The sequence below is a fragment of the Xanthomonas sp. NCPPB 3582 genome, assembly GCF_041475735.2.
GTDB classification, from domain to species: Bacteria; Pseudomonadota; Gammaproteobacteria; order Xanthomonadales; family Xanthomonadaceae; genus Xanthomonas; species Xanthomonas codiaei.
Window position 1 is genome coordinate 4,065,545 of sequence record NZ_CM192968.1, and the last position, 24,758, is coordinate 4,090,302.

General features: G+C 65.8%; 20 protein-coding genes, 1 other RNA gene, 1 pseudogene and 1 riboswitch. Of the genes and pseudogenes, 12 read left to right on the forward strand and 10 right to left on the reverse strand.

All coding sequences use genetic code 11. From position 1 onward, the window contains the following. Nucleotides 1-139: 139 nt before the first annotated feature. Entirely contained in the window at nucleotides 140-1,111 is a 972-nt protein-coding gene (locus ACCQ05_RS17320; protein WP_104544391.1) for an IS110 family RNA-guided transposase, read from the forward strand. 71 nt (nucleotides 1,112-1,182) lie between these two features. Here the strand turns inward: ACCQ05_RS17320 and ACCQ05_RS17325 are convergent, their stop codons facing one another. Further along, nucleotides 1,183-3,663: a S9 family peptidase gene (locus tag ACCQ05_RS17325; RefSeq protein WP_372394139.1), complete on the reverse strand. Its 2,481-nt coding sequence runs from the start codon at nucleotides 3,661-3,663 to the stop codon at nucleotides 1,183-1,185. A gap of 270 nt (nucleotides 3,664-3,933) precedes the next feature. Next, nucleotides 3,934-4,047: riboswitch (S-adenosyl-L-homocysteine riboswitch) on the forward strand. A 31-nt stretch (nucleotides 4,048-4,078) separates the two neighbouring features. On the opposite strand from ACCQ05_RS17325, the gene ahcY reads away from it, so the two are divergent. The 4 genes and pseudogenes from ahcY to ACCQ05_RS17345 form a co-directional block, all read left to right on the forward strand. Next, complete coding sequence (ahcY, locus tag ACCQ05_RS17330; protein WP_104541487.1) at nucleotides 4,079-5,521, forward strand: adenosylhomocysteinase; 1,443 nt, start codon at nucleotides 4,079-4,081, stop codon at nucleotides 5,519-5,521. Nucleotides 5,522-5,903: 382 nt separating this feature from the next. Then, a complete protein-coding gene (locus tag ACCQ05_RS17335; protein WP_029219084.1) occupies nucleotides 5,904-6,188 on the forward strand; it encodes a CopG family ribbon-helix-helix protein in 285 nt (94 codons plus the stop codon). 1 nt (nucleotide 6,189) lies between these two features. Beyond that, nucleotides 6,190-6,489 (forward strand): type II toxin-antitoxin system RelE/ParE family toxin, encoded by a 300-nt coding sequence (locus ACCQ05_RS17340; protein WP_372391717.1) that lies wholly within the window; start codon nucleotides 6,190-6,192, stop codon nucleotides 6,487-6,489. A gap of 94 nt (nucleotides 6,490-6,583) precedes the next feature. Beyond that, nucleotides 6,584-6,799: pseudogene (locus tag ACCQ05_RS17345) on the forward strand (hypothetical protein); the annotation flags it as partial. Between the two features lie 42 nt (nucleotides 6,800-6,841). Here the strand turns inward: ACCQ05_RS17345 and ACCQ05_RS17350 are convergent. Both ACCQ05_RS17350 and ACCQ05_RS17355 read right to left on the reverse strand, forming a co-directional pair. Further along, entirely contained in the window at nucleotides 6,842-7,399 is a 558-nt protein-coding gene (locus tag ACCQ05_RS17350) for a DUF3228 family protein (RefSeq protein ID WP_372391719.1), read from the reverse strand. A gap of 162 nt (nucleotides 7,400-7,561) precedes the next feature. Continuing rightward, complete coding sequence (locus ACCQ05_RS17355) at nucleotides 7,562-8,107, reverse strand: DUF2058 domain-containing protein (RefSeq protein WP_228963125.1); 546 nt, start codon at nucleotides 8,105-8,107, stop codon at nucleotides 7,562-7,564. A gap of 163 nt (nucleotides 8,108-8,270) precedes the next feature. Between ACCQ05_RS17355 and ACCQ05_RS17360 the strand changes: the two genes are divergently transcribed. The 3 genes from ACCQ05_RS17360 to ACCQ05_RS17370 all read left to right on the forward strand — a co-directional run bounded on the left by ACCQ05_RS17360 (nucleotide 8,271) and on the right by ACCQ05_RS17370 (nucleotide 12,955). Continuing rightward, nucleotides 8,271-8,909 carry a hypothetical protein gene (locus tag ACCQ05_RS17360; RefSeq protein ID WP_372391721.1) on the forward strand — a complete coding sequence of 213 codons (639 nt, stop codon included), beginning with the start codon at nucleotides 8,271-8,273 and terminating at the stop codon, nucleotides 8,907-8,909. Between the two features lie 571 nt (nucleotides 8,910-9,480). Continuing rightward, the gene (locus ACCQ05_RS17365) at nucleotides 9,481-10,851 is read left to right on the forward strand and encodes an alpha-amylase family protein (RefSeq protein WP_372394141.1); all 1,371 of its coding nucleotides are present in this window, start codon (nucleotides 9,481-9,483) and stop codon (nucleotides 10,849-10,851) included. A gap of 433 nt (nucleotides 10,852-11,284) precedes the next feature. Beyond that, nucleotides 11,285-12,955 carry a histidine phosphatase family protein gene (locus tag ACCQ05_RS17370; protein WP_372391723.1) on the forward strand — a complete coding sequence of 557 codons (1,671 nt, stop codon included), beginning with the start codon at nucleotides 11,285-11,287 and terminating at the stop codon, nucleotides 12,953-12,955. 73 nt (nucleotides 12,956-13,028) lie between these two features. On the opposite strand, the gene ACCQ05_RS17375 is transcribed toward ACCQ05_RS17370, so the two are convergent. Both ACCQ05_RS17375 and ACCQ05_RS17380 read right to left on the reverse strand, forming a co-directional pair. Continuing rightward, nucleotides 13,029-13,104: non-coding RNA, sX9 sRNA (locus tag ACCQ05_RS17375), on the reverse strand. 61 nt (nucleotides 13,105-13,165) lie between these two features. Then, a complete protein-coding gene (locus ACCQ05_RS17380; protein WP_372391725.1) occupies nucleotides 13,166-14,101 on the reverse strand; it encodes a Gfo/Idh/MocA family protein in 936 nt (311 codons plus the stop codon). 378 nt (nucleotides 14,102-14,479) lie between these two features. Here ACCQ05_RS17380 and ACCQ05_RS17385 point away from each other — a divergent pair, with 378 nt between their 5' ends. Further along, complete coding sequence (locus tag ACCQ05_RS17385) at nucleotides 14,480-14,878, forward strand: VOC family protein (RefSeq protein WP_372391727.1); 399 nt, start codon at nucleotides 14,480-14,482, stop codon at nucleotides 14,876-14,878. A gap of 75 nt (nucleotides 14,879-14,953) precedes the next feature. On the opposite strand, the gene ACCQ05_RS17390 is transcribed toward ACCQ05_RS17385, so the two are convergent. Next, the gene (locus ACCQ05_RS17390; RefSeq protein ID WP_372391729.1) at nucleotides 14,954-15,931 is read right to left on the reverse strand and encodes an NAD(P)H-quinone oxidoreductase; all 978 of its coding nucleotides are present in this window, start codon (nucleotides 15,929-15,931) and stop codon (nucleotides 14,954-14,956) included. Between the two features lie 568 nt (nucleotides 15,932-16,499). On the opposite strand from ACCQ05_RS17390, the gene metF reads away from it, so the two are divergent. Both metF and ACCQ05_RS17400 read left to right on the forward strand, forming a co-directional pair. Then, on the forward strand, nucleotides 16,500-17,327 hold the full coding sequence (gene metF, locus ACCQ05_RS17395; RefSeq protein WP_228963119.1) for a methylenetetrahydrofolate reductase [NAD(P)H]: 828 nt from the start codon (nucleotides 16,500-16,502) through the stop codon (nucleotides 17,325-17,327). Between the two features lie 71 nt (nucleotides 17,328-17,398). Beyond that, nucleotides 17,399-18,031, forward strand: a complete 633-nt coding sequence (locus ACCQ05_RS17400) for a hypothetical protein (RefSeq protein WP_372394143.1) — start codon at nucleotides 17,399-17,401, stop codon at nucleotides 18,029-18,031. A gap of 223 nt (nucleotides 18,032-18,254) precedes the next feature. On the opposite strand, the gene ACCQ05_RS17405 is transcribed toward ACCQ05_RS17400, so the two are convergent. The 4 genes from ACCQ05_RS17405 to ACCQ05_RS17420 form a co-directional block, all read right to left on the reverse strand. Continuing rightward, entirely contained in the window at nucleotides 18,255-19,202 is a 948-nt protein-coding gene (locus tag ACCQ05_RS17405) for a Nudix family hydrolase (RefSeq protein ID WP_104541463.1), read from the reverse strand. 133 nt (nucleotides 19,203-19,335) lie between these two features. Beyond that, the gene (locus tag ACCQ05_RS17410; RefSeq protein ID WP_228963118.1) at nucleotides 19,336-19,704 is read right to left on the reverse strand and encodes a VOC family protein; all 369 of its coding nucleotides are present in this window, start codon (nucleotides 19,702-19,704) and stop codon (nucleotides 19,336-19,338) included. A 459-nt stretch (nucleotides 19,705-20,163) separates the two neighbouring features. Beyond that, nucleotides 20,164-22,902, reverse strand: a complete 2,739-nt coding sequence (gene secA, locus ACCQ05_RS17415) for a preprotein translocase subunit SecA (RefSeq protein WP_372391731.1) — start codon at nucleotides 22,900-22,902, stop codon at nucleotides 20,164-20,166. 168 nt (nucleotides 22,903-23,070) lie between these two features. Next, entirely contained in the window at nucleotides 23,071-24,015 is a 945-nt protein-coding gene (locus ACCQ05_RS17420) for a M23 family metallopeptidase (RefSeq protein ID WP_372391734.1), read from the reverse strand. Here ACCQ05_RS17420 and ACCQ05_RS17425 point away from each other — a divergent pair, their 5' ends adjacent. Beyond that, entirely contained in the window at nucleotides 24,016-24,462 is a 447-nt protein-coding gene (locus tag ACCQ05_RS17425; RefSeq protein ID WP_104543950.1) for a DciA family protein, read from the forward strand. The last annotated feature ends 296 nt before the right edge of the window (nucleotides 24,463-24,758 follow it).

Below are 24,758 nucleotides of genomic sequence, written 5' to 3' on the forward strand. Positions count from 1 at the left end.
GTAGATCGGCTCTGCATCTGCAACTGCTGGCCCTCGGTGTCCGGACGGTATCAAGAGTCCGCCACAGGCGTGAACTCGCATCACAAGGCAGGACCTGGACCAGCGCTGATCGTCGTCCATCTGATTTCAGGAGGTTTCCATGTCCCCCATCGTGGGCATCGACGTCGCCAAACACAGCGTGGATCTGGCCATCGAGCTGGCCAATGGCAAGCACCGCACCAAGGCCAAGCTCGCCAACGATCCCAAGGGATTTGCTGCCCTGCACGCGTGGCTGCGCACCCACGCGCAGCCGGATAGCTGGGTGGTGATGGAGGCCACCGGCAGCTATCACGAAGCGCTTGCCGAGTTCCTGCACGAGTGCGGCTATCGGGTGTGCGTGCTTAATCCGGCGCAGGTGGCACTGTATGCGCGCAGCCAGTTGCGGCGGGTCAAGACCGACCGCAGCGATGCGAAGCTGATCGCCAGTTACGGGCTGCGCCATCGCGACCAGCTGCGCGCCTGGCAGCCCGATCCACCGGCCCTGAAGACGCTCAAGGCGCTGGTGCGTCGCCGCGATGACCTGCTGGAGATGCTGCTGATGGAGCGCAACCGGCTGGAGGTTGCCCCCGCAGACGTGCAACCCTCGATCCAGGGGCTGATCGCGCATCTACAAGCTCGGATCAACGAGATCCAGCAGGCCATCGACGATCACATCGACCAAGACCCGGACCTGCGTCAGCAGCGTCATCTGCTGACCAGTATCAACGGGATCGGCGACATCAGCGCTGCGCTGCTGTTGGCCGAGCTGGGCCCGGTAAGCCGCTTCGCCGACGCGGGCGCGGTGACGGCCTTCGCCGGCCTGAACCCGCGCCTGCACGAATCAGGCAGGTATCAGGGCAAGGTCTGCATCTCCCGCACCGGCTCGGCGCGGCTGCGCGCCGGACTGTACATGCCAGCCCTGGTCGCCATACGTCATAACCCGGTGATCACCGCGCTCAAACAGCGTCTGCATGCACGCGGCAAACACGGCAAGCAGATCGTCTGCGCCGCCATGCGCAAGCTGCTGCATCTGGTCTATGGCGTCCTCAAATCGGGCACCGCATTTGACCCACAGAAAGCCCTTGCCAGGTGAGGGGCAAGACGGTATCTACCTGCGAGACGCTGATCCGACATGCTTTCGCACACCATTGTGTGCGACGACGCTCATCGCGTGGACGGCGCTGCAGCCGGCGCGGACGGATCGCCGACATTGCTCTTCAACCACTGCTCGCTCTCGGCCAGCATCTGCAGGATCGATTGCCGCGCGCGGTAGGCGTGCGATTCGTTGGGCAACATCACCAGCCGCGCGGTGCCGCCCAGCCCCTTGATCGCAGCGAACATGCGCTCGCTCTGGATCGGGAAGGTGCCGGTGTTGTTGTCGTCCTGGCCGTGGATCAGCAGCAGCGGGTCCTTGATCCTGTCGGCGTAGTTGAATGGCGACATCGCCTGGTACACCGACTGCGCCTGCCAGTAATTGCGTTCTTCGGCCTGGAAACCAAACGGGGTGAGCGTGCGGTTGTAGGCGCCGCTGCGTGCGATGCCGGCCTTGAACAGGCGCGTGTGCGCGAGCAGATTCGCCGTCATGAAAGCGCCATAGGAATGCCCGCCGATGGCGATGTGCTGCCGGTCGGTGACCCCGCGCCGTACCACTTCGTCCACCGCCGCCTGCGCATCGGCGATCAGCTGCGGTACGTAGGTGTCGTTGGGTTCGGCATCGCCTTCGCCGACGATCGGCATGGTCGGGTTGTTGAGCACCACGTAGCCGATCGCCAGGAAGGCCTGCGGCCCCCAGTAGCTGATGGCATTGAAGCGATACGGCGAGTCGGTGACCTGGCTGGCGGTATCGGCGCTTTTGAATTCCCCGGGGTAGGCCCACATCAGCAGCGGCCGCGGACCGTCGCGTTTGGGGTCGTAACCGGGCGGCAGCAGCAGCGTGGCGGTCAGGTCCACGCCATCGGCACGCTTGTAGCGGATCTGCTCTTTCTGCACGCCGCGCAACTGCGGCAATGGATGCGAGAAGTGCGTCAACGCACGCGGTGCAGCGGCCGCATCGCCCAGCGACTGCACGAAATAGTTGGCCGGTTCTTCGGGCGATTCGCGGCTGAGCAGCAACTGCGTGGCTTGCGCATCCAGCAGCGCCAGTGGCGCGGAATAGCTGGGTGCCTGCGAATGGAACAGCCGTGTGGCGCGCTTGCTTTGCAGATCGAAGCGATCCACGAACGGCCGGTCGCCTTCCGGCGAGGCGCCCTTGCCGAGCAGGAACAGGCTGTGGCCATCGCTGCTGGTCTGCAACAGCGCGCGCCCCTTGCCATCGGCAACGGTTGCCGGCGTGCCCGGGTCGTTATAGCGGTCTTGCGAGGAACGGTCCCACAGCAGTTCCGGCGCACGCTTGGGCTGATCGGGGGCGATGCGCCATTGCTTGATGCGGCGGGTCTTCCACCAGCTCTCGCTGAGGATCGCCAGATCGCCGCGGCCCCACAGGATCCCGTCGAAGCGACTGCCCAGCTGCGCCAGCGTGACCGGTGCGCGCGTGAACGGCGCGGCCTGCATCCGCACCGCATCGCGGATCTTGCTCTCGCGCGCCGGGTCGCCGCCATCCTGCGCTTCAACCCAGACCAGCGTGGCCGGCGCATCGTGCCGCCAGGTGATGTCGCGCACACCGGTCGGCACCGCATCGTTGCCGGTGGGCAGGCCTTCCACCAGCGGCAGCTGCGCGATCTGGCGCACCAGCTTGCCTTGCATGTCCAGCACCTCGATGCGACGCGGGAAGTTGTCCACCGGCACCAGATACGAGAACGGCCGCTCGCTGCGTTCGCTCAGGATGTAACGGCCATCCGGCGACACCGACAGGTTGAGATGGATGCCGGGCGTGGCGATCGGGCGCACCTGCCCGTTCACGCCCACGATGATCGGCTGGCCGGTGGCGTAGTACTCGAACACGCGTGCATCGGCTTCGTTGCGCAACAGGTCCTGATAGGTCGGCAGCGAGCGCACACCCGCCGCCGCGACGGTGTGCTGGACTGCAGGGCCTTGCGGCGTGGCATCGCGCGGCGGTGGCGTGCCCTGCCCTGGCATCTGCTGCTGCACCAGCAGGCCACTGCTGTCGGGCAACCAGCGCAGCTCGTCGTTGACGGTGCTGTTCAAACCGGCCACCAGCCGCCGCGCCTGCGCGGTGGCCACGTCCACCAGCCACAGCTCATTGGCGCCGCTGGCGGCATCTTCGCGGCGGAAGGCCAGATAGCGTTGGTCCGGCGACCAGTTCAACGTGGCCAGCGACAACGGCGTGGGCAACCCGGCGATCTGCCGCTCGCGACCGTCGCCGATCGATTGCAACCACAGCTTGCCGGCGAAGGAAAACCGGCTGCTGGCGAAGGTTTTGGGATGGATGCGCACGCCGGCCAGCTTGAGCTCGGGCTGGGCCACCTCGGCGATGTCCGGCAGCGCCGGCAGTTGCAGCATTGCAGCCAGGTCACGCTGCGGAGACAGCTGCAGCAGCGGGGCGCGGGGCGCATCCACCACCGCCTGCAGCGGCTGGGAAGGCACCTGATAGCCAGTGCCCGCGGTAGCCACCTGCCCCGCCGGCACACCCGCCGCGCAGGCCAGCGATGGCAGGCCCAGCACGGCCAGCAACACCGCACGCGCCATTGGAAGAGCGCCGGCTGCACTGCGATCGGCCTGCCCGCGCCACGGGTCGGTCGGCGGCGCGGCGATCGCCGCAACATCACTCGTCGATCTGGTTTCGTGCTGCAACCTGTGATGCGCCTTGCGTTTGGCCTGCATTGCCGCTTCCCCGCTCTGATCGAGCCCGGACCATAGCAGCCGCCCGCTGCCCGCTCCCCTGCCGTTGGTTGGGGGCATGCCAATCAAGCAGGCCAATTCATGCCGGAGGGGAGTGCTGTCGATATAATCGGCGCTCTCGTCGAGGGGCGCTGCGACCGGTAAGGCGGACTGATCCGCCATCTGCACCACAGGTGCGGGGCATACGGCCAGGCTCGACCAGCATTCACCGTTCAACGGCGCCCGGCATTGCAGACATTCGTTTGCCTACCGGAGCCATTGCATGAACGCTGTGACCAAGATCGATCCGCATACCGATTACAAGATCGCCGACATCTCCCTGGCCGATTGGGGCCGCAAGGAGCTGGACATCGCCGAGCACGAAATGCCGGGCCTGATGTCGATCCGCCGCAAGCATGCGCAGACCAAGCCGCTGAAGGACGTACGCGTCACCGGCTCGCTGCATATGACCATCCAGACCGCGGTGCTGATCGAAACCCTCAAGGACATCGGCGCCAACGTGCGCTGGGCCTCGTGCAACATCTTCTCCACCCAGGACCATGCTGCCGCCGCGATCGCCGCCACCGGCACCCCCGTGTTCGCCTGGAAGGGCGAGACGCTGGAAGAGTACTGGGACTGCACCCTGGACGCGCTGACCTTCACCCTGCCCGACGGCACCCTGACCGGCCCCGAGCTGGTGGTGGACGACGGTGGCGACGTCACCCTGCTGATCCACAAGGGCTATGAGCTCGAAAACGGCAGCACCTGGGTCGACGAGCCGGCGGCCTCGCACGAGGAAGGCGTGATCAAGGCGCTGCTCAAGCGCGTGGCGGTCGAACGCCCGGGTTACTGGGCGCGTGTGGTCAAGGATTGGAAGGGCGTCTCCGAAGAGACCACCACCGGCGTGCACCGCCTGTACCAGATTGCCGAAGCCGGCAAGCTGCTGATCCCGGCCATCAACGTCAACGACTCGGTCACCAAGAGCAAGTTCGACAACCTCTATGGCTGCCGCGAGTCGCTGGCCGATGGCCTCAAGCGCGCGATGGACGTGATGCTGGCCGGCAAGGTCGCCGTGGTCTGCGGCTACGGCGACGTGGGCAAGGGCAGCGCCGCCTCGCTGCGCGCCTATGGCGCCCGCGTGATCGTGACCGAGATCGACCCGATCTGCGCCCTGCAGGCCGCGATGGAAGGCTTCGAGGTCAACACCATCGAATCCACCCTGGGCCGTGGCGACATCTATGTCACCACCACCGGCAACAAGGACATCATCACCGCCGAGCACCTGCAGGCGATGAAGGACCAGGCCATCGTCTGCAACATCGGCCACTTCGACAACGAGATCCAGGTCGATGCGCTCAATGCCCTCAAGGGCGTGCAGAAGATCAACATCAAGCCGCAGGTGGACAAGTACGTGTTCCCCAACGGCAACGCGATCTTCCTGCTGGCCGACGGCCGCCTGGTCAACCTGGGCTGCGCCACCGGCCACCCGAGCTTCGTGATGTCCAACTCGTTCGCCAACCAGACCCTGGCCCAGATCGACCTGTGGGAAAAGCGCGACAGCTACGAGAAGAAGGTCTACATCCTGCCCAAGCACCTGGATGAAGAAGTCGCGCGCCTGCACCTGGAAAAGATCGGCGTGAAGCTGACCACCCTGACCAAGGACCAGGCCGACTACCTTGGCGTGCCGGTGGAAGGCCCGTTCAAGCCGGATCATTACCGCTACTGATCTATTGGCAAACCATCGCCATGCACACAAAAAACGGGCGCCTTACGGCGCCCGTTTTTTGTGTGATCAGTGGACAAGACGCGCCTGATGTTCTGCCACCGGCGCTGCCCCATCAGCTGAGGATGCCGGCGGCCCGTTCGCTGCGACAGTGCCCGCCCGATCCGAACCTGCCCCCCCTGCCCGATGTCGCTGGAGACACGAGCCGAACGATTCATCCAGACCCTGGAGGTACTGGCTGGCTCTGCAGGCAACGGCAAACTGAGAAGCGCGTTGGGCTGAGCGAGCAGCCTCTCCGGCCAGCTGACCTGACGTTCTTGCTTGGTCCGGCCGCCTGTATCACAACTGTGCTACAGTGCGGGCAACCCATCGTTGGGAGGCCAGCATGAGCACCACCACCATCCGCCTGCCGGACGCGCTCAAGGCCCGCATCGCCAAGGCCGCGCAAGCGGCCGGCACCACCTCGCACAACTTCATCCTGGAAGCCATCGCGGAGAAGGCCGAGTTGGCCGAACGGCGCGCCGACTTCCATGCAGAGGCCGAACGCCGTTGGGCCGAATTCCTCGATACCGGCGAGAGCATTCCCTGGGACGAGATGCGTCGCTATCTGATGGGACGCATTCAGGGCACGGACACTCCACTTCCCGTCCCCCGCAAGTTCGCCAAATAGCATGGCGCGCGTCGAGTTCCTACCCTCTGTCAACGAGGACCTGCGGCGCATCATCGGCCACCTGGAACAGCACGAGGCGGCGCACATCCAAGAGCGTCTTGGCGGGATCGTCAGCGCATTCGATGTGCTCACGAACAATCCGCTGATCGGGCGCCTGACGCACTACGATCTGCGTGAACTGGTCATTGGCCAGGTCGCTCGCGGATATATTGCCCTCTACCAGTATGTAACGGCGCTGGACACCGCATTTGTCCTGGCGATCCGCGCGCAACGCGAGACGGGCCATGCACGCGATGCATGAACCGAGGCCGACATCCGCGCCAACCGCATCGACCCGGTGCTGCGCGATGCCGGCTGGGGCGTCGCGGACGCAGCGGGTGCAGTCAGTGTTGTCTACCGGCCCTGGAGGATACGAGCGCGAGATGCGTTCGTTCCTGGAGTACGTGCTGGGCAATTACGCACGCAACGGCACCGGGGAGCTGGCCAGCAGCCGGATCGGCGACGTCCTGCGGATTCGCTACGGCGGGGTCAACGACGCCAAGCCGATGCTGGGCAGCGTTGCGGATATCCGCAGTGCATTCGTGGGGATCCAGGCGCACGTGTTCCGCTGATCCACGAACGCTTGAAACGCAGCGGAGCGATCACGATCAGGCTCACGGCCGCCAGTTCGCATTGACCTCCCAGAACGCCACGCTGCGCCGGTAGGCCTCCCGGTCCAGCGGCACGCCGGAGCCGCCTTCTTCCACGCCCAGTGCGTTGCGCAGCATCGTGATCGGCGCCATCGGGATGTCGCCGGGCTCGGCGGTGTACAGGCAGCCGACCACGCCCCAGTCGGCATCGATCGGTGAACCTTCCTTGGCCAGCTGATCGCGGCTGTACAGGATCGGCACCATGTACTGCGCCACCGGCGGCTCGACGCCTTCAAACCAGCGCACCAGGACGGGAAGCTCCTGCGTATTGCGCGCTTCGTAGCCAGAGCGCAGCAGATGCTGGTTGTCGGCAGTGATCGGCACCGTCAGGCAGCGCGTGCTGGTCCAGTTGCGGTGTACATGCAGCTGGCAGAACGGTGCATAGCCTTCGATCACGCGCAACGGTGGGGTGTCGTTGAGATGCTGGATGAATTGCTCCGGCGTGCAGTCCTGGATCGCGTTGCGACGGCCATCGCGCGGGAAGAGACGGGGGCGGGCAAACGCAGTCAAGACGATGGACATGGCAGTGCGGGCAGCGGCTGGGCCATCAAGGGTACCCCTGCGCGCGGCATTCATGCACAGGTCCAGGCTTGCTGGCAGCGATACATGGTGCGTCACGCCGCTATCGACGCATCGCGGCGCACCCCGGGCGATACACCGAGTGATAGCCCTTCGCGTGCGGCCTCACCAGATCAGATCGTCCGGCACCTTGAACTGACTGTAATACTCGTCGTCGCTGTCCGGTGCTGGCGCGGCGCCAGTGCGGCCATGATCCAGCACCACGGTCGCCGCATCGCGGCTATAGACCTTCTCGGCGGCCGCACGCGGAATCAGCTCGAAGCCCTCGCCATGCCGCACGATCACCAACGCACCGCTGGCCAGCTGGCTACGCAAGGTGGGATTGACCAACACGCTGCGAATGACGCTGCCATCGTTGAACCGGTAGTCGATCTCGCCTTCGCGCTTGACCTTGCTGGTCTCCACGATCTGCCGCACCTGGGCCAGCATTTCCTGCTTGCGCAGCTGCGCATTGCGCTCTTCGGCCAGCGCCCGATCGCGCTCGGCGCGCTCGGCCTGCAAACGCGCCGCATCCACCTTGTCGGCATCGGCCGGCATGGCCGCCCCGCCCTTGGCATGACGCTGCTTGACCTGCTCACGCGCCACCTTGTCCACCTGGGCCTTCTTGACCAGCCCGGCCTTGAGCAGTTGTTCTTGCAATGGATTACGCATGAGAAGGATCGGCAATGAACTGGCCGCTAGTCTAGCGCGCCAGGCCTGCGCTGCCGGGCAACCGGCCGCAAGCGCGCCGTTCGTCGTCGGCCCGGCCAGGAATCTGCCCAAATGCCCGAACACCCACTATCATGCGGCGCTCACAACCACTCAAGGACGAAGGATGATCATCTGGGGATCAGGCGGCGACGTGATCGCGCTCGGCGCCGCCGATGGCGCACATTGCAACCAGTGCGAACAGCAGCGCAGCTTCCGGCATGTATTGCAGTACCGCTATGCGCACCTGTGGTATGTCTTCAGCTGGGTGACCAAGAAGCAGTACCTGCGCGTCTGCGACGGTTGCAACCAGGTAACCCCGCTGGACACCAAGACCTTCGAACAATCGCGCGGCAAACCTCCCATCCCGGCGTACCGCCGATTCGGCGGGCTGGTCCTGCTGGGCCTGATCGCGGCCGTGGTGGCATTTGGTGTCTACAGCGACTCGCAGACGTCCAAGCGCGACGACGCCCTGCTGGCACAGCCCGCACAGGGCGACCGATACACCGTCGATCTGCAGACCGTGGCACCCGGGGCCTATGAAGGACATGCTTACGGCGTGGTGCGGGTCGATCGTGTCAACGGGCAGACCATCACCCTGGCGCTGCCGAGCAAGGGCTACGACAAGTGGAAAGGCGCCGAGCGCGATGCAGGCGGCAGCAGTGCCAGGCAGCCGGCTTACTACACCGACGATCAGGTCGAGGTACCGCTGTCCAAGCTACAGTCCCTGCACGCAAGCAATGAGCTCCGCCACGCCTATCGCTGAACACGCAGCTGCTGTCGGCGCAGCACACGCTGCGCCGGCATTCCGTGCGGCGATGCCTGCCGTGGGCAACACTTCGCGCGTGCGTTTCACTGCGTAAGCGGCCAGACACGCGCCGGTCGCTTGCGGCCGGATTGCGAGCCTGCCGTCGCTTGCGCCGGCCTTTGCAGGGTATCTGCAGCGCCAGCGACCCGGATCGGGCGCACCCACGATCTCCACGCGCCATCCCGTCGGAAGCGTCGGCCGCCGAAAGTCGCCGGCCAGACGCCCCTCAGCGACGCCCCCGCCCCCGTGCAATGTGCGACCGGCCACGCGATTGCCGCCGAACACCGCGCGCACTTCGGCGGCGCATTGCAGTGAATACGTATGCACAACCGCGATGCTGCGCCGCGATGCGCGCTTAGCATCACCGCGCGCTGCACGCCGTGCGCGCGCTTTCCGGAACAGGGGCCGGAGGCCTTGCTGCGGGCAGCGTGATGCACACGCCGGCCTGCGCCTACCACTGGAGAACCACCCGATGCGCACCACACTTGCACACGCTCCACGCTCGGCCCTGCAACGCGGCGCCCGTGCATTGCTCACGGCACTGGCACTGCTCTTGGTGACAGCCAACGTACAGGCCGATGTCATCCTGCATGCGTTCAACTGGCCGTATGCCACCGTGGAAGCACGCGCCAAACAAATTGCCGATGCCGGGTATCGCAAGGTGTTGGTTGCCCCGGCGTACCGTTCCGAAGGCAGTGCCTGGTGGGCACGCTACCAGCCGCAGGACATCCGCCTGATCGACAATCCGCTCGGCGACACCATCGCGTTCAGGCGCATGGTGCAGGCGCTGGCCAATAACGGCGTGGAAACCTACGCCGACATCGTGTTCAACCACATGGCCAACGAAGCGGCCACCCGTTCGGACCTCAACTATCCCGGCAGCGCCGTGCTGGCGCAATACGCCGCCAATCCGGGCAGGTACGATTCGCTGCGCCTGTTCGGCACCTTGCAGTCCAACTTCCTCAGCGCCAGCGATTTCGGCCCGGGCCAGTGCATCAGCAACTACAACGATGCCTTCCAGGTCCGCAATTACCGCATCTGCGGCGGTGGCAACGACCCGGGGCTGCCCGATCTGGTCGGCAACGATTGGGTGGTGCAACAGCAACGCGCGTACCTGCAGGCGCTCAAGGGCCTGGGCGTGACCGGCTTCCGCGTGGATGCGGCCAAGCACATGAGCTTCGACCACCTCAACCGCGTGTTCGACGCCGGCATCCGCTCCGGCGTGTACGTGTTCGGCGAGGTCATCACCGGCGGCGGTACCGGCAATGGCGATTACGACCAGTTCCTGGCGCCGTACCTGCAATCCACTCCGCATGCGGCCTACGACTTCCCGCTGTTCAACGCAGTGCGCAACGCCTTCGCCATCGGTGCCAGCCTGCAGCAGCTGGTGGATCCGGCCGCGTCCGGGCAGGCCTTGCCGGGCAACCGCGCCGTGACCTTCGCCGTCACCCACGACATCCCCAACAATGCCGGCTTCCGCTACGCCATTCTCGACCCGGTCGATGAAACCCTGGCGTATGCGTATTTGATCGGACGCAACGGCGGCATGCCGATGATCTATACCGACAACAACGAAAGCGGCGACAACCGTTGGGTCAATGCCTACCAACGCGACGACCTGCGTCGCATGATCGGCTTCCACAACGGCGTGCAGGGCACCGACATGCAGGTGCTGTCGTCCAGTTCCTGCCACATCCTGTTCCGTCGCGGCAGCCTGGGTATCGTCGGCATCAACAAGTGCGGCAATCCGGTCACCACCACGGTGGGCATGAACAACAGCGTGCTGTACTGGAATGCCGATTACATCGACGCGCTGGGCTCCGGGAATGTAGTCCGCATCACCAGCAGCTCGTACACCTTTACCCTGCCGGCGCGTGGCGCGCGCATGTGGCGTCGCTGAGCGATCGCCATGGGCAGTTGAATCGCCGGCGCTCAGGTGAGGTTCGACTGAGTGGCTAAGCGCCTGCGTCGCTGTCGTACCAGATCATCACCTGCTCGACAGAAGGCCTCCGCCGCGGCAAGCGTGCGGAGGCCTCCTGCATTCAGGCGTCCATCCGTGTGATGTCAGCACGCGCCGTTGCGCCGCGCGGCTGCCGCTTCTTTATTCAATGGCTTTATCCAGCGGCCATCAACACAAACTTGGACACACACTGAATTGATCCGAGAACGACAGTCTGTCGATGCAACGAATCCTGCTGCACCCCGCACCTACGTGGCAGCCACCCGCATGCCCTGCCACCGGCACGCGGGCGGGCTGAGCGCAGTGAATGGCGTTGCCACGCAAGCCGGCAACGCTCTCGATCATCCACCAATCGAGCCACCGGAGCAGCCCGATGCCTTTGTACTTCGTCCGTCATGGCGAGTCGCTCGCCAACGAGCAGAACTATTTTGCCGGTGCACAGAACTCGCCACTGACGCCGCTGGGTCGGCGACAGGCAAGGCAGGCAGCCGATGTTATCCGGCAACGTGCGCTGCGCTTCGACGAAGTGCATGTTTCGACACTCGAACGCGCGCAGGCGACCGCGGCGATCATCCTGGACGGCGCTCCCAACGAACCCCGGGTGATCTACAGCGACGCACTAAAGGAACGCGACTTTGGCATCTTCGCCGGCAAGAACAAGACCCTGATCAAGAAATCGATCGGCCATCGTCTGTTCGACGCCTGTTTTCACGACGCCAGTGGCGCCCCGCCCGATGGCGAGCACTGGATGGACATGTATACGCGTTGCAGGCAGTACTACGACACGGTGCTTGCACCGCTGGACCGCCAGGGCAAGCAGGTGCTGGTAGTGGCGCACAAATACATCGTCGAGGTGTTCGCCTTGATCGCCTCGGGGCTTCCGCCTGCAGACTACATCGATTTTCGCTTACCCAATTCGCGCCCATTGTCGTGGGACGAACTCAAACGCATGACCGCGCGCAGTTCCTCGCGCCTGAATTATCTGAGCGAGCAGACCGAAATCCATTTGCTGCAATGGATGCTGATCGCCGCCGTGGCCGGCTTTGCACTCTCCTGCCTGGGCGTTGCGCTACCGCACGCCCTCACCTCCACCGCCATCGTGGCGCTACTGGCGGTGAATGCGTTTTTCCTGTCGGTGCGCATCGAGCCGGGCGCGTTGCGCCTGACCGGAGGGCCGGAGAACCTCGCGCTGAGCGTGATCGGCATTGCACGCGCCGGCCTGGCGATCATGCTGCTCACGCAGTTTCACAACGCGTGGGTGCACGTCCTCGGTCTGCTGCTGATCGTGCCGCCAGCGCTATCGGTACCGACCTTCTCGCTGGCGCGCGGCGGCGACTACTTCTTTGCAGCGCGCTACACCCTGATATTGTCGATCCTGCTGCCGGTGGCATTGTTGTTATTGTTCCTGGATCGCCATGATGTGCTGGGCAGTGCGCATGCGCTGGAACGCTACTTCGTGGTGTTGCTGCTCGCACTGGCGTTTCCGTTTCTGCTCGCACAGGGCTGGCGACATGCGCACCCGATCGCAGCCGGCAAACTGGCCACCAACTGGAGTTGGGTGGGTGCGCTGACGATGGTGCCGATGGCATTGCTGGTGGCGCTGCGCGCGGGAGGGACGCCGTTGGCAGATGCAGTGATGCATGGCCGATGGCAGGCATGGGCGGCCTTAGTGTTGCCATTTGCGTTACTGCTGACTTGCCGCCTGGGAAGCGTGGCGTATCTCTCCATCCACCAGCGCCTGACGGGCAAGGCCATTCCCGCCGCGATCGCCTCGGATATCCACCTGCTGCAGACCTCGCCGAACATCTTCCTGTGGCTGAGCCTGTTGCTGCCGGGCACGTTCGCACATGCACCCACGTTGGTGGCAGGCACACTGCTGGGGTTTTTCGCCTTCGCGCTGCTGGACGAGGCATGGGTGGTGCGGCGCTTCCGCGCGCAGATCACGCCCGCACTGCGTCAGCATGCAGCGCGCGCTGCAACGTCGGCCCGGCCGCTGGACCCGGACGCCGTAACGTCTGCCAGCGTGGCGCTGGATAGCCGGTAGACCACGCCGCACCAGGCGCATCGCTGGATGCGTCCGGTGCCGTCGCATTCATCGGGCCATCCAGACGTAGAGCGGCTCACAAAACGTAGCGAGCGCTCGTCAGGTGGGTGCGGACGGCGCGGAGGAACCGCAGCGTACGGGTGGTACATGAGAATTCCGAGCACCGACCGCGCCCGCCTGGCGGGCGCGCAGCAGTTCTGTTGGCTGCGCTTACCAGGCAAACGGCGCGGTGACCTTGCGTGCGCCCAGCAGGAATGCGTCGGCCACATGCACGAACGGCGCCACATCCACCTCCGACTGGCCGGCGCGTACCAGCTGCACGAAACGCTGGTACAAACCGTCGTATTCGCTGGACGCTGGCAGCGCCTGCGCTTGCCCATCGATGTGCAGCTTGGCGCCGCCCTCGCTGAGCACCAGCTGTCCCTGCGTGGTGTCCACCTCGATGTCCCAGCGCTGGTGGCCGGTCTGCAAAAAGTCGAATTCGGCCGTCACCGGCACACCGGCGGTATCGACAAAGGCCAGCCTGGCGTACAGCGGTGCCTGGCGATTTTCCGGCGTGTGCAACTCGGCCTCGCGCAAGGCGAACGCGCGCGGCAACACGTGGGTGGCGATGGAAAGCGCATTGATGCCGGGATCGAACACGCCCATGCCGCCCGGCTCCAGAATCCAGTCCTGGCCGGGGTGCCAGTGGCGAATGTCTTCCTTCCAGGTGATGTGCGCGCGCAGGATCTGCTTGTCCGCCAGCCACGCGCGCGCAGGCTCCACGCCAGCGGCGCAGCGCGAATGCCAGCTGGTGAACAGGCTGCGTTGCGCCGTGCGTGCCACCTCGCGCAGATCGTCGATCTCGGCAAGCGTGGCCGATGGCGGCTTTTCCAGGAAGACATGACGGCCGGCGCTCAATGCCGCCTGCGCCAACGCATGCCGCCCGACCGGCGGCGTGCACAAGGCCACTGCTTCCAGCTCCGGATGCGCAGCAAATGCTTGCTCCAGCGTCTGATACGCCGGCACGCCATCGACAGTGCCATGCCGGCTGACGGTGGCGACCAGTTGCACATCGGCGCGCGCGGCAATCGTGGGCACATGCTGGTCGCGGGCGATCTTGCCGATACCGACCAGGGCAATGCGCAATGCATCTGGATGCTTCATCGAAACCTTCATGCTGATGAGTGAAGTGAGCGTGCCCACGCGATTGCCGCTGCGATCTGCCGGGCATGCGATGCCACCGCAGCCGCGACCCGGAGGCAACCACGGCCGGCGCGATCGCAGTGTACGGCGCCCCCCTGGCTGGCTGCGAGACATCGCTCCTGCTTGTTTTGCTATACCTGCGCGCGGCCACGCCGGGCAGTTGGGTGATCGGCTCGCCGGGAGCGCGCAGCCCGACGGTGACCGGCGACAGTGCGGCTGCCCGCGCAATCGGCAGGACGGGCATGCGCAGCTGCACCGGCCTGCCGATTGACGCGCACCCGCGACGCGGCACACTTGCGCCTCCGGCACGCGGGCGTGCCGCTGCACAGGGCTGCACCGATGCTGCATCACGTTTGCCTGGGGGTTCGCACGATCGAGACATCGGCCGCGTTCTACGATGCCGTCCTCGGTGCGCTGGGCTATGTGCGCGTGTGGTCGGACCTGGAGCCGGGCACGCTCGATCAGGCCATTGGCTATGGCAGGCCGGGGGGCGAGGACTGCCTGGCCCTGAAGCAACAGCAGGCCGCGCAGTGCGCTCCCGGCGCCGGCTTCCATCTGGCATTCACCGCCAGCGACGCGGCCGCGGTGGGTGCGTTCCACCTGGCCGCGTTGCAGCACGGCGGGCGCTGCAACGGCGCTCCCGGTCCACGACCGGACTATGGCGATGCCTACTACGCCGCGTTCGTCATCGACCCGGATGGGCACCGGATCGAAGCGGTGGTCGAGCGCGCGGCCTGAGTGCGCCTGGCGCCACGCGGCGCATGACACGCCGCACGGCTTCGGGCGCTTCGTCGACAAGGCCAACGCAGCCAGCTACATCTCCAGCACCACCTTGCCCAGGTGGCTGCCCTGCTCCAGGTAACGATGCGCCGCAGCCGCTTCGCTCAGCGGGAAGCGCTTGTCGAGCAGCACGCGCAGCTTGCCCTGCTCGATCCATGGCCACACCACGCGTTCCACTTCCGCGGCCAGCCGGGCTTTTTCATCGGCATTGCGCGGACGCAGGGTAGACCCGGTGAGGATGGCCTGCTTGCGCATCAGTTGCGGAATCGGCACCTGGAGGGTGGCACCGGCTTGGGACGCGATATAGACGATGCGCCCACGCGGGTTGAGCGCTTCCAGCGTGTCGGCGAACACCGCAGCGCCCACCATGTCCAGCGCCACATCCACCCCGCCATGCGCCTTGGCCACTTCGACGAACGACTCGGCGGTGGAGTCGATCGCCACATCGGCGCCCAGCTCACGGGCCTGCCCAGCCTTGCCGGCCGAACGGGCGGTGGCCAGCACGCGTGCGCCGGCGGCCTTGGCCATCTGGATCGCGGTCACCCCGATGCCGGAGGTGGCGCCGTGCAGCAGCAACCATTCGCCGGCCGCGAGCTGGCCGTGCTCGAACAGGTTGGTGTAGGCGGTGAACATGGTTTCGGGCAGCGCTGCGGCGTGGACAAGATCCAGGCCGGCCGGAATCGGCAACACGTGGCGTGCGTCGACGGCCACGTACTGCGCGTAGCCACCGCCGCCGAGCAACGCGCAGACGCGGTCGCCCGCCTTCCAGCGACCGGCCGGCTCCACGATCTCGCCGGCCACTTCCAGGCCCAGCGTCTGCGGCGCACCTGGCGGCGGCGGGTAGTGCCCGGCGCGTTGCAGCAGGTCCGGGCGGTTGATGCCGGCGGCGTGCACGCGGATCAACACCTGACCCGGTGCAGGACGCGGGCGAGGTTGCTCGGTCGCGTACAAGGCGTCGGCGTCGCCCTTGCCATCGCGGATGGCGATGGCGGTCATGCTGGTGTCGCTCATGCGAACGCTCCGGTGAGAAAGCAACCAGTGTAGGCATGCGGGTGTGATGTCTGGCGCAGCGGGTGCGTACGAGGCGTAGACCGTCATTGACGCGCGCCGGACTGTGGCAGACGCGTGTTGCGAGCAGGTTGCTCCGCCGGGACCGGCGACCTGATCGCTGTCGGCGGAACGTTTCGGCTAGCGTGGACGTGTGCGCGTCCTGGCTCCGCAACAACGGTGCCGCCAAGTCGCTCGGCAACGTGGCACCATCCACGCCCGGCTGCTTGCGCAAGCGCAAGATCGCCGACGTCCCCCGGATGCGGCACCACGCTTTGGCGATGACGCCCTTCTCCGTTCCCGACGCTTGCGCCATGACGTGGGATGGCAAAACCCACCCTCATGCGCAACGGGTCGTCCATCATCTTGCGCATGCCCTCGTCGCAGGTGGCGTCGAGGCGCCGGCCCAAGCAGACCCGAGCGCCTGCCTTCAGCCAGGGCGCACCACAGCGAATCGGGACACCCGCAACCAAATATGCATTCATCGCGATGAAGCGATATTATGCCGGCACGATCCGCCGGACCCGCCGCGATGACGCATCTCAGTTTCGAGTTCTACCCACCCAAGACCGACGACCAGCGCGCGCAACTGGACCGTACCGCGGCCAGGCTCAAGGGCTATGCGCCCGAATACGTGTCGTGCACCTTCGGCGCGGGCGGCTCCACCCTGAGCTACACCTCCGAGACGGTACGCCACCTCAAGCAGAAGCACGGCTTCGAAGCCGCACCGCACCTGTCCTGCGTCGGTGGCAGCCGCCAGGAGATCCGCGAACTGCTCAAGCTCTACCGCGCCATCGGCTGTACCCGCATCGTCGCGCTGCGTGGCGATCTGCCGTCGGGCATGGGCCATCCCGGCGATCTGCGCTACGCCTCGGACCTGATCGCCTTCATTCGCGCCGAACATGGCGATGCCTTTCGCATCGAAGTGGGCGCCTACCCGGAGACCCATCCGCAGGCGACCGACGCATTGAGCGACCTGCGCCATTTCAAGGCCAAGGTCGATGCCGGCGCGGATGCGGCCATTACCCAGTATTTCTACAACGCCGACGCCTACTTCCATTTTCGCGATGCGGTGGAGCGCCTGGGCGTGGCGGTGCCGATCATTCCCGGCATCATGCCGATCTCCAACTTCTCGCAGCTGCGGCGCTTTTCCGAGCAATGCGGCGCCGAGATTCCGCGCTGGATCGGCAGGAAGATGCAGGCCTACGGCGACGATGCCGAAGCGGTGCGCGCCTTCGGTGCGGAAGTGGTGGCCGCCCTGTGCGAGCGCCTGATCGCAGGCGGCGCGCCGGCGCTGCATTTCTACACCCTCAATCTGGCCAAGCCGACCACCCAGGTATTGCAGCTGCTCGGACGTTGAGCGCGGCCGGCAAGAGCCGCCACTGCCACACCATCGGGGGCGCGAATGCCAGAACCGCGCGCGCAGCACGCATCTTCCTCGCCAGCTCACGCCTGCCCGGCTACGCTGCGCCGATGCCTCGCCTTTTCTTGACCTTGCTCGCCTTGCTGCTGTGCCTGTGCCCCACCATGCGCGTGCAGGCGCAGGAGATCCGCCGCTGCGTCACCCCGGATGGGCAGACCATGTTCACCGACCGCCGCTGCGAAGACGTGGGAGCCGCCACGCGCGCGCCACCGGCGGTGCGCAGCCAGGGCAACACCGGTCTGTATCGCTACGGCTGCCCACGTCGGCTGAGCGAACTGGTGTCGCTGCTGCAGCTGGCGGTGGACAGCCGCGACGTCAATCGCCTGTCCAGCCTGTACCTGTGGAGCGGCCAGTCCGATGCTGCCGCCAACCAGGTGCTGAGCCGGCTGGAGGCCATCGTGCAACGCCCGCTGCTCGACATCGTGCCGATGTACCCGCAAGCCGATATGCCTACCTGGGAGACCGGCGACGACGCGGCAACGCCGTCGCTGGATGGCAGCCCGATCGACGCACCGCTACCGGCTCCCACGCGTCCACGTCCCTGGGGCCTGCGCCTGGAACAGAATCTGGCCAGCGGTACGCCGGCGCGCAGCGTGTTGCGGCTGCGCCGGCAGTACAACTGCTTCTGGGTGACGTTCTAGCGGCGCCGGGCACCGCGCGGCGCGCGACTGCCGACCGCGTTCTGCTCATTCCCTGCGCAGTACCTGCATGACGCCGGCGGCCATCGGCAACGCCGACCTGTCGTCGCAAGGATCTCTGGCATCGATCCGCCTGCATCGCCGGGCGACGATTCCCTGCGCAATTCACCCACCCGCCTGTCGGTCGCATCGCCAGTCGGCAACGCGATCGCCGCAAGCGCCGCCATCAGGCCGGCCACAGCCCGCGAATGGCCGCAATGCCCTGGGCTCCGTGCGCGCGCGCTTCGCGCAGGTCATCGACGCCCATCCCGCCGAGCGCGTAGATCGGCAACGACACCTGCTCGCGCAGACGCTCGAAGCCGTCCCACCCCAGCGGCGTGGCGCCCGGATGCGACGCGGTGGGCTGCACCGGTCCCAGCACGGCGAAATCGCAACCGAGCCGCTGGGCATGGCGCAGGTCGTCCACCCCGTGGCAGGACGCGGCCACCAGGTGCTCGGCGGAAAGCGGGCGCTCCTGCAGGCCGGCCAGTTGCTCGGCGCCCAGGTGCACGCCGATGCCCAGTTCGATGGCCAGGGCGATATCGCGATTGAGCAGCAACTGCGCACGGTGGCGGCCACGCAGGCGCATCACCTTGTGCAGCAAGGCCTGCCAACGCGCCGGCTCGCAGTGCCGCGCACGCAACTGCAGGCGCGTCGCGCCGGCCTGTAGCGCCCGCTCCAGGCCGTCCAGCCAGTGCGCTTCGTCGTCGGGCTCGGGGGTGATCAGGTAGCGGTCGGGCTGGCGCAGCACGCCCACCACCGGCACATCCGCCGGCGGCATCGAATAGCGGGCCAGCTTGTCGGCCGCCACCCAGGTCATCGCCTGGCCTTCGCGCCCACGCGGGCTGCCCTTCCAGCCAGCGATGTGGCGCACTTCCAGGCGCAGGCGCTTGTCCGGATACAGCTGCGGTACTTCCATCACCCAGTCGCCCACCTGCGCCTCGATGCCCAGCTCTTCGTAGAGCTCGCGCACCAGCGCCTGTTCGGAGGTTTCGCCGGGCTCGCGCTTGCCGCCGGGGAACTCCCAGAGGCCGGGCATGTCGCGGGTTTCGGTACGGCGGGTCAGCAGGATGCGGCCGCGGGGGTCGGTGATCACGCCGGCAACGACGTGAATGGATCTGAGGGAGTCGGGCATGGGCGCAAGAGTGCCGCGAGTGCGCGGCTCAGCGCAATCGCTTGGGGGCTGGGATTGGTGATTGGGGATTCGGGATTCGTCAAAGCGCGGCCTGTGCTTTTGCCAATCCGATTCCCGAATCTCCGATCCCGGCCTACAACGGATGCCCGATGCGCCAGAGCACCCCACTGGGATCGTGCAGGGTGAAATCGCGCGCGCCCCAGGGCCGGTCTTCCGGCGCGCTGTAGCTCACCCCGAACTGCGCGTCCAATCCCGTGTCGTGGATGTGCTGCCACCAGGCATCGGCATCGTCCACCCATAGATGCAGCATGAGATTCTCGGCCAGCTCGCGTACATAGAAATCCTGCAGCAAAAACGCACAGTGCTCGCCGTGGCGGAAGCAGCTCACGTTGCCGACCTCGTCTTCCTGCACGAATCCCAGCGCGCGATAGAAACGCTGCGACAGCGCGTAGTCACGTGCAGGCACGAACACCTTCAATTGCTGGCTCGACAACTGCGCCATGACGCACTCCACGCCGGATGTGGATCGAGCATACGCCCGCAGTGGCGCAGGCGGAGAAGCCTGGGTGCCACGGCACAGTTGGCGCCCGCGCGCGACAAGCAAGCGCGTGGCGAACCGTGCCAGGCCGAGGCTGATCGAATCGCACTCATCGAGCTGGTCGACCTCTTCTGGCGTCCATGCCGTGATTTGCAGACATTGCCTGGCAACGATGCAGGCCTCGCGGTTGCCCGGGAATCGGCAAAACGTACGCGACCCCACCGTGGCATTGCACCCAGCCGCCGCCATTCCACGCGCAAGCATCAGCAACCCCAACCAATCGCCCCGAATGCAAAGCTCCCCTTGGTAAGGGGGCGCGCCGAAGGCGCGGGGGATCGGAAGCAACACCGTGAGCCCGCTATCCGCGTTGCGGATAGCGGGTGGGCCGCCCGCGTTGCGGGCGGCTCCACGGTCAGCTCAGCATCAGCTGAGCTGACCGTGGCAGTGCTTGTACTTCTTGCCGCTGCCGCACGGGCAGGGATCGTTGCGACCGACCTTGGGCTCGTCGCGGGTGACCTGCGACACCGGTACCGGTGCGTTGCCGCCCTGCATCTGTTCCACTTCCTCGTCGGCGCCGTAACCGCCGGCATCCTGGTGCTGGAACTGCGAGGCCATCAGGCGGGCTTCGGCCTGGCGGCGTTCCTGCTCTTCCAGTTCGGCCACTTCTTCCTCGCTGCGGATGCGCACGCGCGCCAGCAGGTTGATCACCTCGCGCTTGACGTTCTCCAGCATCTCGGAGAACAGCTCGAAGGCTTCCTTCTTGTATTCCTGCTTGGGCTGCTTCTGCGCGTAACCGCGCAGATAGATGCCCTGGCGCAGGTAATCCATCTTGGCCAGATGCTCCTTCCAGCCCTGGTCCAGCACCGTCAGCATCACGTGCTTTTCCAGCGCGCGCATGGTGTCGTTGCCCACCGCCGCTTCCTTCTCGGCAAAGTGCGCATCCACCGCGGCCTGCACCTTGGCGGCGATCTGTTCGGCATCCAGTTCTTCCTGCGTGCGCGCCATCTCGCGCAACGCCAGCTGCATGCCCAGCTCCGATTCCAGCGTGGCCTCCAGGCCTTGCAGGTCCCACTGCTCGTCCACCGAATTGGGCGGCACGAAGCGCGCGACCAGGTCGTAGATCACATCGCCACGGATGCCGTCCACGTTGTCCTTGACCGATTCGGCATCCAGCAACTCGTCGCGCTGGGCATAGATCACCTTGCGCTGGTCGTTGTTGACGTCGTCGAAGTCCAGCAGGTTCTTGCGGATGTCGAAGTTGTGCGCTTCCACCTTGCGCTGCGCCTTCTCGATCTGCCGGCTGACCAGGCGGTCTTCGATGACGTCGTCTTCCTTCATGCCCATCATGCGCATCGCCTTCTGGACCCAGTCCGAGGCGAAGATGCGCATCAGGTTGTCTTCCAGCGACAGATAGAAGCGCGAGGAACCCGGGTCGCCCTGGCGACCGGCACGGCCGCGCAGCTGGTTGTCGATACGCCGCGATTCGTGGCGCTCGGTACCGATGATGTGCAGGCCACCGGCGGCCTTGACCGCGTCATGGCGGCGCTGCCACTCGGTCTTGACCTTGAAGCGCGCATCGTCGCTGGCGTCTTCGCCCAGCGCGTGATATTCCGATTCGAGCGAACCACCCAGCACGATGTCGGTACCGCGCCCAGCCATGTTGGTGGCGATGGTCACCGCGCCCGGCTGGCCGGCATTGGCCACGATGGTGGCTTCGCGCTCGTGCTGCTTGGCATTGAGCACTTCATGCTTCACCCCGGCCTTGCGCAGGTGCTCGGACAGCATTTCCGAGGTTTCGATCGAGGTGGTGCCCACCAGCACCGGCTGACCGCGCTTGGCGCAGTCTTCGATATCGGCCAGCACCGCATTGAACTTGCCCTTGCGGTTGAGGAACACCTGGTCCGGGTGGTCCTTGCGCACGGTCGGGCGGTTGGTCGGGATCACCACCACTTCCAGGCCATAGATGCTCTGGAATTCGTAGGCTTCGGTGTCGGCCGTACCGGTCATGCCGGACAGCTTCTTGTACATGCGGAACAGGTTCTGGAAGGTGATGCTGGCCAGGGTCTGGTTCTCGCGCTGCACCGGCACGCCTTCCTTCGCTTCGACCGCCTGGTGCAGGCCGTCGGACCAGCGGCGCCCGCTCAAGGTGCGGCCGGTGAATTCGTCCACGATCACCACCTCGCCATCGCGCACGATGTAGTCCACGTCGCGCTGGTAGATCGCATGCGCACGCAGCGCGGCATTGAGGTGATGCACCACGCTCAGGTTCTGCGCGGCGTACAGGCCATCTTCGGCGTTTTCCAGGATGCCGGCCTGCATCAGCAGCTCTTCGGCATGGCCCATGCCCGCCTCGGACAGATGCACCTGCTTGCCCTTCTCGTCGACCCAGAAATCGCCCTCGCCCTCTTCGCTCTCCTGCTTGGTCAGCTGCGGCACGATGCGGTTGACGCGGATGTACAGCTCCGGCGATTCGTCGGCCGGGCCGGAAATGATCAACGGGGTGCGCGCTTCGTCGATCAGGATCGAGTCCACTTCGTCGACGATGGCGTAGTGCAGCTTGCGCTGGTAGCGATCGGCGCGCGACAGCGCCATGTTGTCGCGCAGATAGTCGAAGCCGAACTCGTTGTTGGTGCCGTAGGTGATGTCGGCGGCGTAGGCGGCGTGCTTGTCGCTGTGCGGCATGCCCGGATACACCACGCCCACGCTCAGGCCCAGCCAGTTGTACAGCTTGCCCATCTGCGCCGAGTCGCGCCGCGCCAGGTAGTCGTTGACGGTGACCACATGCACGCCTTGGCCTTCCAGCGCGTTGAGGTAGACCGGCAGGGTGGCCACCAGGGTCTTGCCTTCGCCGGTGCGCATTTCGGCGATCTTGCCCAGGTGCAGCACCATGCCGCCGATCAGCTGCACGTCGTAGTGACGCATGCCCAGCACCCGGCGGCTGGCCTCGCGGCACACCGCAAAGGCTTCGGGCAGGATCTTGTCCAGGGACTGTCCGTCGGCAAGCCGCTGCTTGAACTCCGGGGTCTTGGCTTGCAGCTCGGCGTCGGAGAGCTTCTCGATCGTCGGCTCCAGCGCGTTGATCTGGGTGACGAGGCGGTTGAGCTGGCGCAGCTGGCGTTCGTTACGACTGCCAAAGACACGGGTAAGCAGACTGTTGATCATTGAAGAAACCGGTTGAAAAGGAACGGTTTGACCGACGCCGGTCCCCACAGACCCGACCGCCGTAAACGAAACAGGGCGCACTGCGCCCTGTCGATGGCAACACCCTATTGTAGCTTGGGGCGAGCCCTCACGAATCAAGCACCTCCGCCGGAGCGTGCCATGCCTTCGTCAACCGCGCCCGCGGCGTCCCACCGGCGTATTGGTGTCGCCCAGGAACTTGCGTGGATTGACCACGTGCCCGTCCGCCCATACCTCGAAGTGCACGTGCGCACCGGTGGAACGACCGCTGGAACCGGCCCTGGCCACCTGCTGCCCGGCGCGCACCAGGTCGCCCACCTTCACCACCAGCCGCGAATTGTGCGCGTAGCGGGTGACATAGCCGTTGCCGTGATCCACTTCGACCACGTTGCCGTAGCCGCCACGCACGCCGGCGTAGCTGACCACGCCGTCGGCCACCGACAGCACCGGATCGCCCACGTTGGCATGGAAGTCCACGCCCTTGTGGAAGGCCGAGCCACCATCGAACGGGTCGGCACGACCGCCGAAGCCGGAGGTGATGTAGGTATTGCGGATCGGCATCCGCGACGGCACCGAATTCTGCTCGAGCTGATGATCGAACATCAGCGAGGCCAGCACGTTCAGCTGCTGCCCGGAGGCGGAAAACTGCTGCTCCACCTGCCCAAGGCTTTGCTTGAGCGATTCGACCGGCATGTCGCTGACCGGCTCATCGCCGCCACCGACGCCGACCGGTGCGTCGAAGTCGAACTCGCCATCCTTCAGCTTGCCCATTTCGGTCAGCCGCTCGCCCAAGGCATTGAGACGGGTAGCCTGTGCCTGCAGCTCACCCAGCCGGGCAGCCAGGGCATTGACCTGTGCCTGCGACGCGCGCTGCGCCTGCGCAAGCTCGGCCTGCTGCTGGGCGACCTTGGCCTGCAGCGCGGAATTGGTCACCATGCCGGTGGCGGTGCTCGCACCGACGCCGATCAGCATGCCCAGGCCAAGTACGGCCCCGAGTACCAGCATCGGCCGATCTGCCGCAAAGCCCTGGATCTGTTGGGCCACGCGCTGGGCCCGGGTCTGTCGAGATTTGATTACAACTTTCTTCAACGCCATATGAGTGTCATGTCCAAGCCCAAGTCCAACGCACGCAACCCTTCCGCTCCACAGCCGGCGATCGACGCCGCGCTGGGTGAAAAGGCTGGCGACCCCTTGCGTCGAGCCTTGTGGCTCGATGCGCTGGACCGGCAGTTGCGCCCCCTGTTACCGCCTCATCTGGCCACCCGTTGCCGGCTGGCCAATGTCCGAGGCGAACAGCTCGTTTTTCTGGTTGATTCACCGGTCTGGCATGCCAAGGTGCGGCTTGCCGAGACCCAACTACTCGATGCCGCCCGATCCATCGGGCTGAAGGCCACCGCAGTGACCGTCAGAACTGCAAGCGCCGTGCCGCATTCCCCAACGCAGCACAGCCGCAGCCAGCAGCGGCCAGTGTCCGAGGCCACGCACAGGGGACTGCGCGATGCGCTCGCCTCCCTGCAGGACGTCCCACCGACCAAGCGCTGAGACCGGCGGCGTTACGTGACGGCAGTCACCGCGTGAAACACTTGCGAAGACCGCATTGGCCGCAGGCATGCTAGCGGGCTGGCGCCATCGGGAAGTTAGATAAGCCTTAAATAAAAGTTAAAAATCGACCCTAAACCTGATGGAATTCACACTTTGCCTGCCGATGGCGGCATTCCCCGACAGTCGTCCGGCATGCGACCACAGGCAGACGCTCCAGCAACCGGGGGCGCCGGGGGATCGGACGGACTGATGGTGGTAGCGGTAGCGCCCGCCAACGCGGCGTTGGCTGGCCGATG

Coding starts and splice junctions, on each gene's coding strand:
- metF (WP_228963119.1), top strand. CDS start 16,500: ATGACGCATCTCAGTTTCGAGTTCTACCCACCCAAGACCGACGACCAG.
- secA (WP_372391731.1), bottom strand. CDS start 22,902: ATGATCAACAGTCTGCTTACCCGTGTCTTTGGCAGTCGTAACGAACGC.
- ACCQ05_RS17390 (WP_372391729.1), bottom strand. CDS start 15,931: ATGAGCGACACCAGCATGACCGCCATCGCCATCCGCGATGGCAAGGGC.
- ACCQ05_RS17410 (WP_228963118.1), bottom strand. CDS start 19,704: ATGGCGCAGTTGTCGAGCCAGCAATTGAAGGTGTTCGTGCCTGCACGT.
- ACCQ05_RS17420 (WP_372391734.1), bottom strand. CDS start 24,015: ATGGCGTTGAAGAAAGTTGTAATCAAATCTCGACAGACCCGGGCCCAG.
- ACCQ05_RS17370 (WP_372391723.1), top strand. CDS start 11,285: ATGCCTTTGTACTTCGTCCGTCATGGCGAGTCGCTCGCCAACGAGCAG.
- ACCQ05_RS17320 (WP_104544391.1), top strand. CDS start 140: ATGTCCCCCATCGTGGGCATCGACGTCGCCAAACACAGCGTGGATCTG.
- ACCQ05_RS17425 (WP_104543950.1), top strand. CDS start 24,016: ATGAGTGTCATGTCCAAGCCCAAGTCCAACGCACGCAACCCTTCCGCT.
- ACCQ05_RS17380 (WP_372391725.1), bottom strand. CDS start 14,101: ATGAAGCATCCAGATGCATTGCGCATTGCCCTGGTCGGTATCGGCAAG.
- ACCQ05_RS17325 (WP_372394139.1), bottom strand. CDS start 3,663: ATGGCGCGTGCGGTGTTGCTGGCCGTGCTGGGCCTGCCATCGCTGGCC.
- ACCQ05_RS17340 (WP_372391717.1), top strand. CDS start 6,190: ATGGCGCGCGTCGAGTTCCTACCCTCTGTCAACGAGGACCTGCGGCGC.
- ACCQ05_RS17355 (WP_228963125.1), bottom strand. CDS start 8,107: ATGCGTAATCCATTGCAAGAACAACTGCTCAAGGCCGGGCTGGTCAAG.
- ACCQ05_RS17350 (WP_372391719.1), bottom strand. CDS start 7,399: ATGTCCATCGTCTTGACTGCGTTTGCCCGCCCCCGTCTCTTCCCGCGC.
- ACCQ05_RS17405 (WP_104541463.1), bottom strand. CDS start 19,202: ATGCCCGACTCCCTCAGATCCATTCACGTCGTTGCCGGCGTGATCACC.
- ahcY (WP_104541487.1), top strand. CDS start 4,079: ATGAACGCTGTGACCAAGATCGATCCGCATACCGATTACAAGATCGCC.
- ACCQ05_RS17335 (WP_029219084.1), top strand. CDS start 5,904: ATGAGCACCACCACCATCCGCCTGCCGGACGCGCTCAAGGCCCGCATC.
- ACCQ05_RS17385 (WP_372391727.1), top strand. CDS start 14,480: ATGCTGCATCACGTTTGCCTGGGGGTTCGCACGATCGAGACATCGGCC.
- ACCQ05_RS17360 (WP_372391721.1), top strand. CDS start 8,271: ATGATCATCTGGGGATCAGGCGGCGACGTGATCGCGCTCGGCGCCGCC.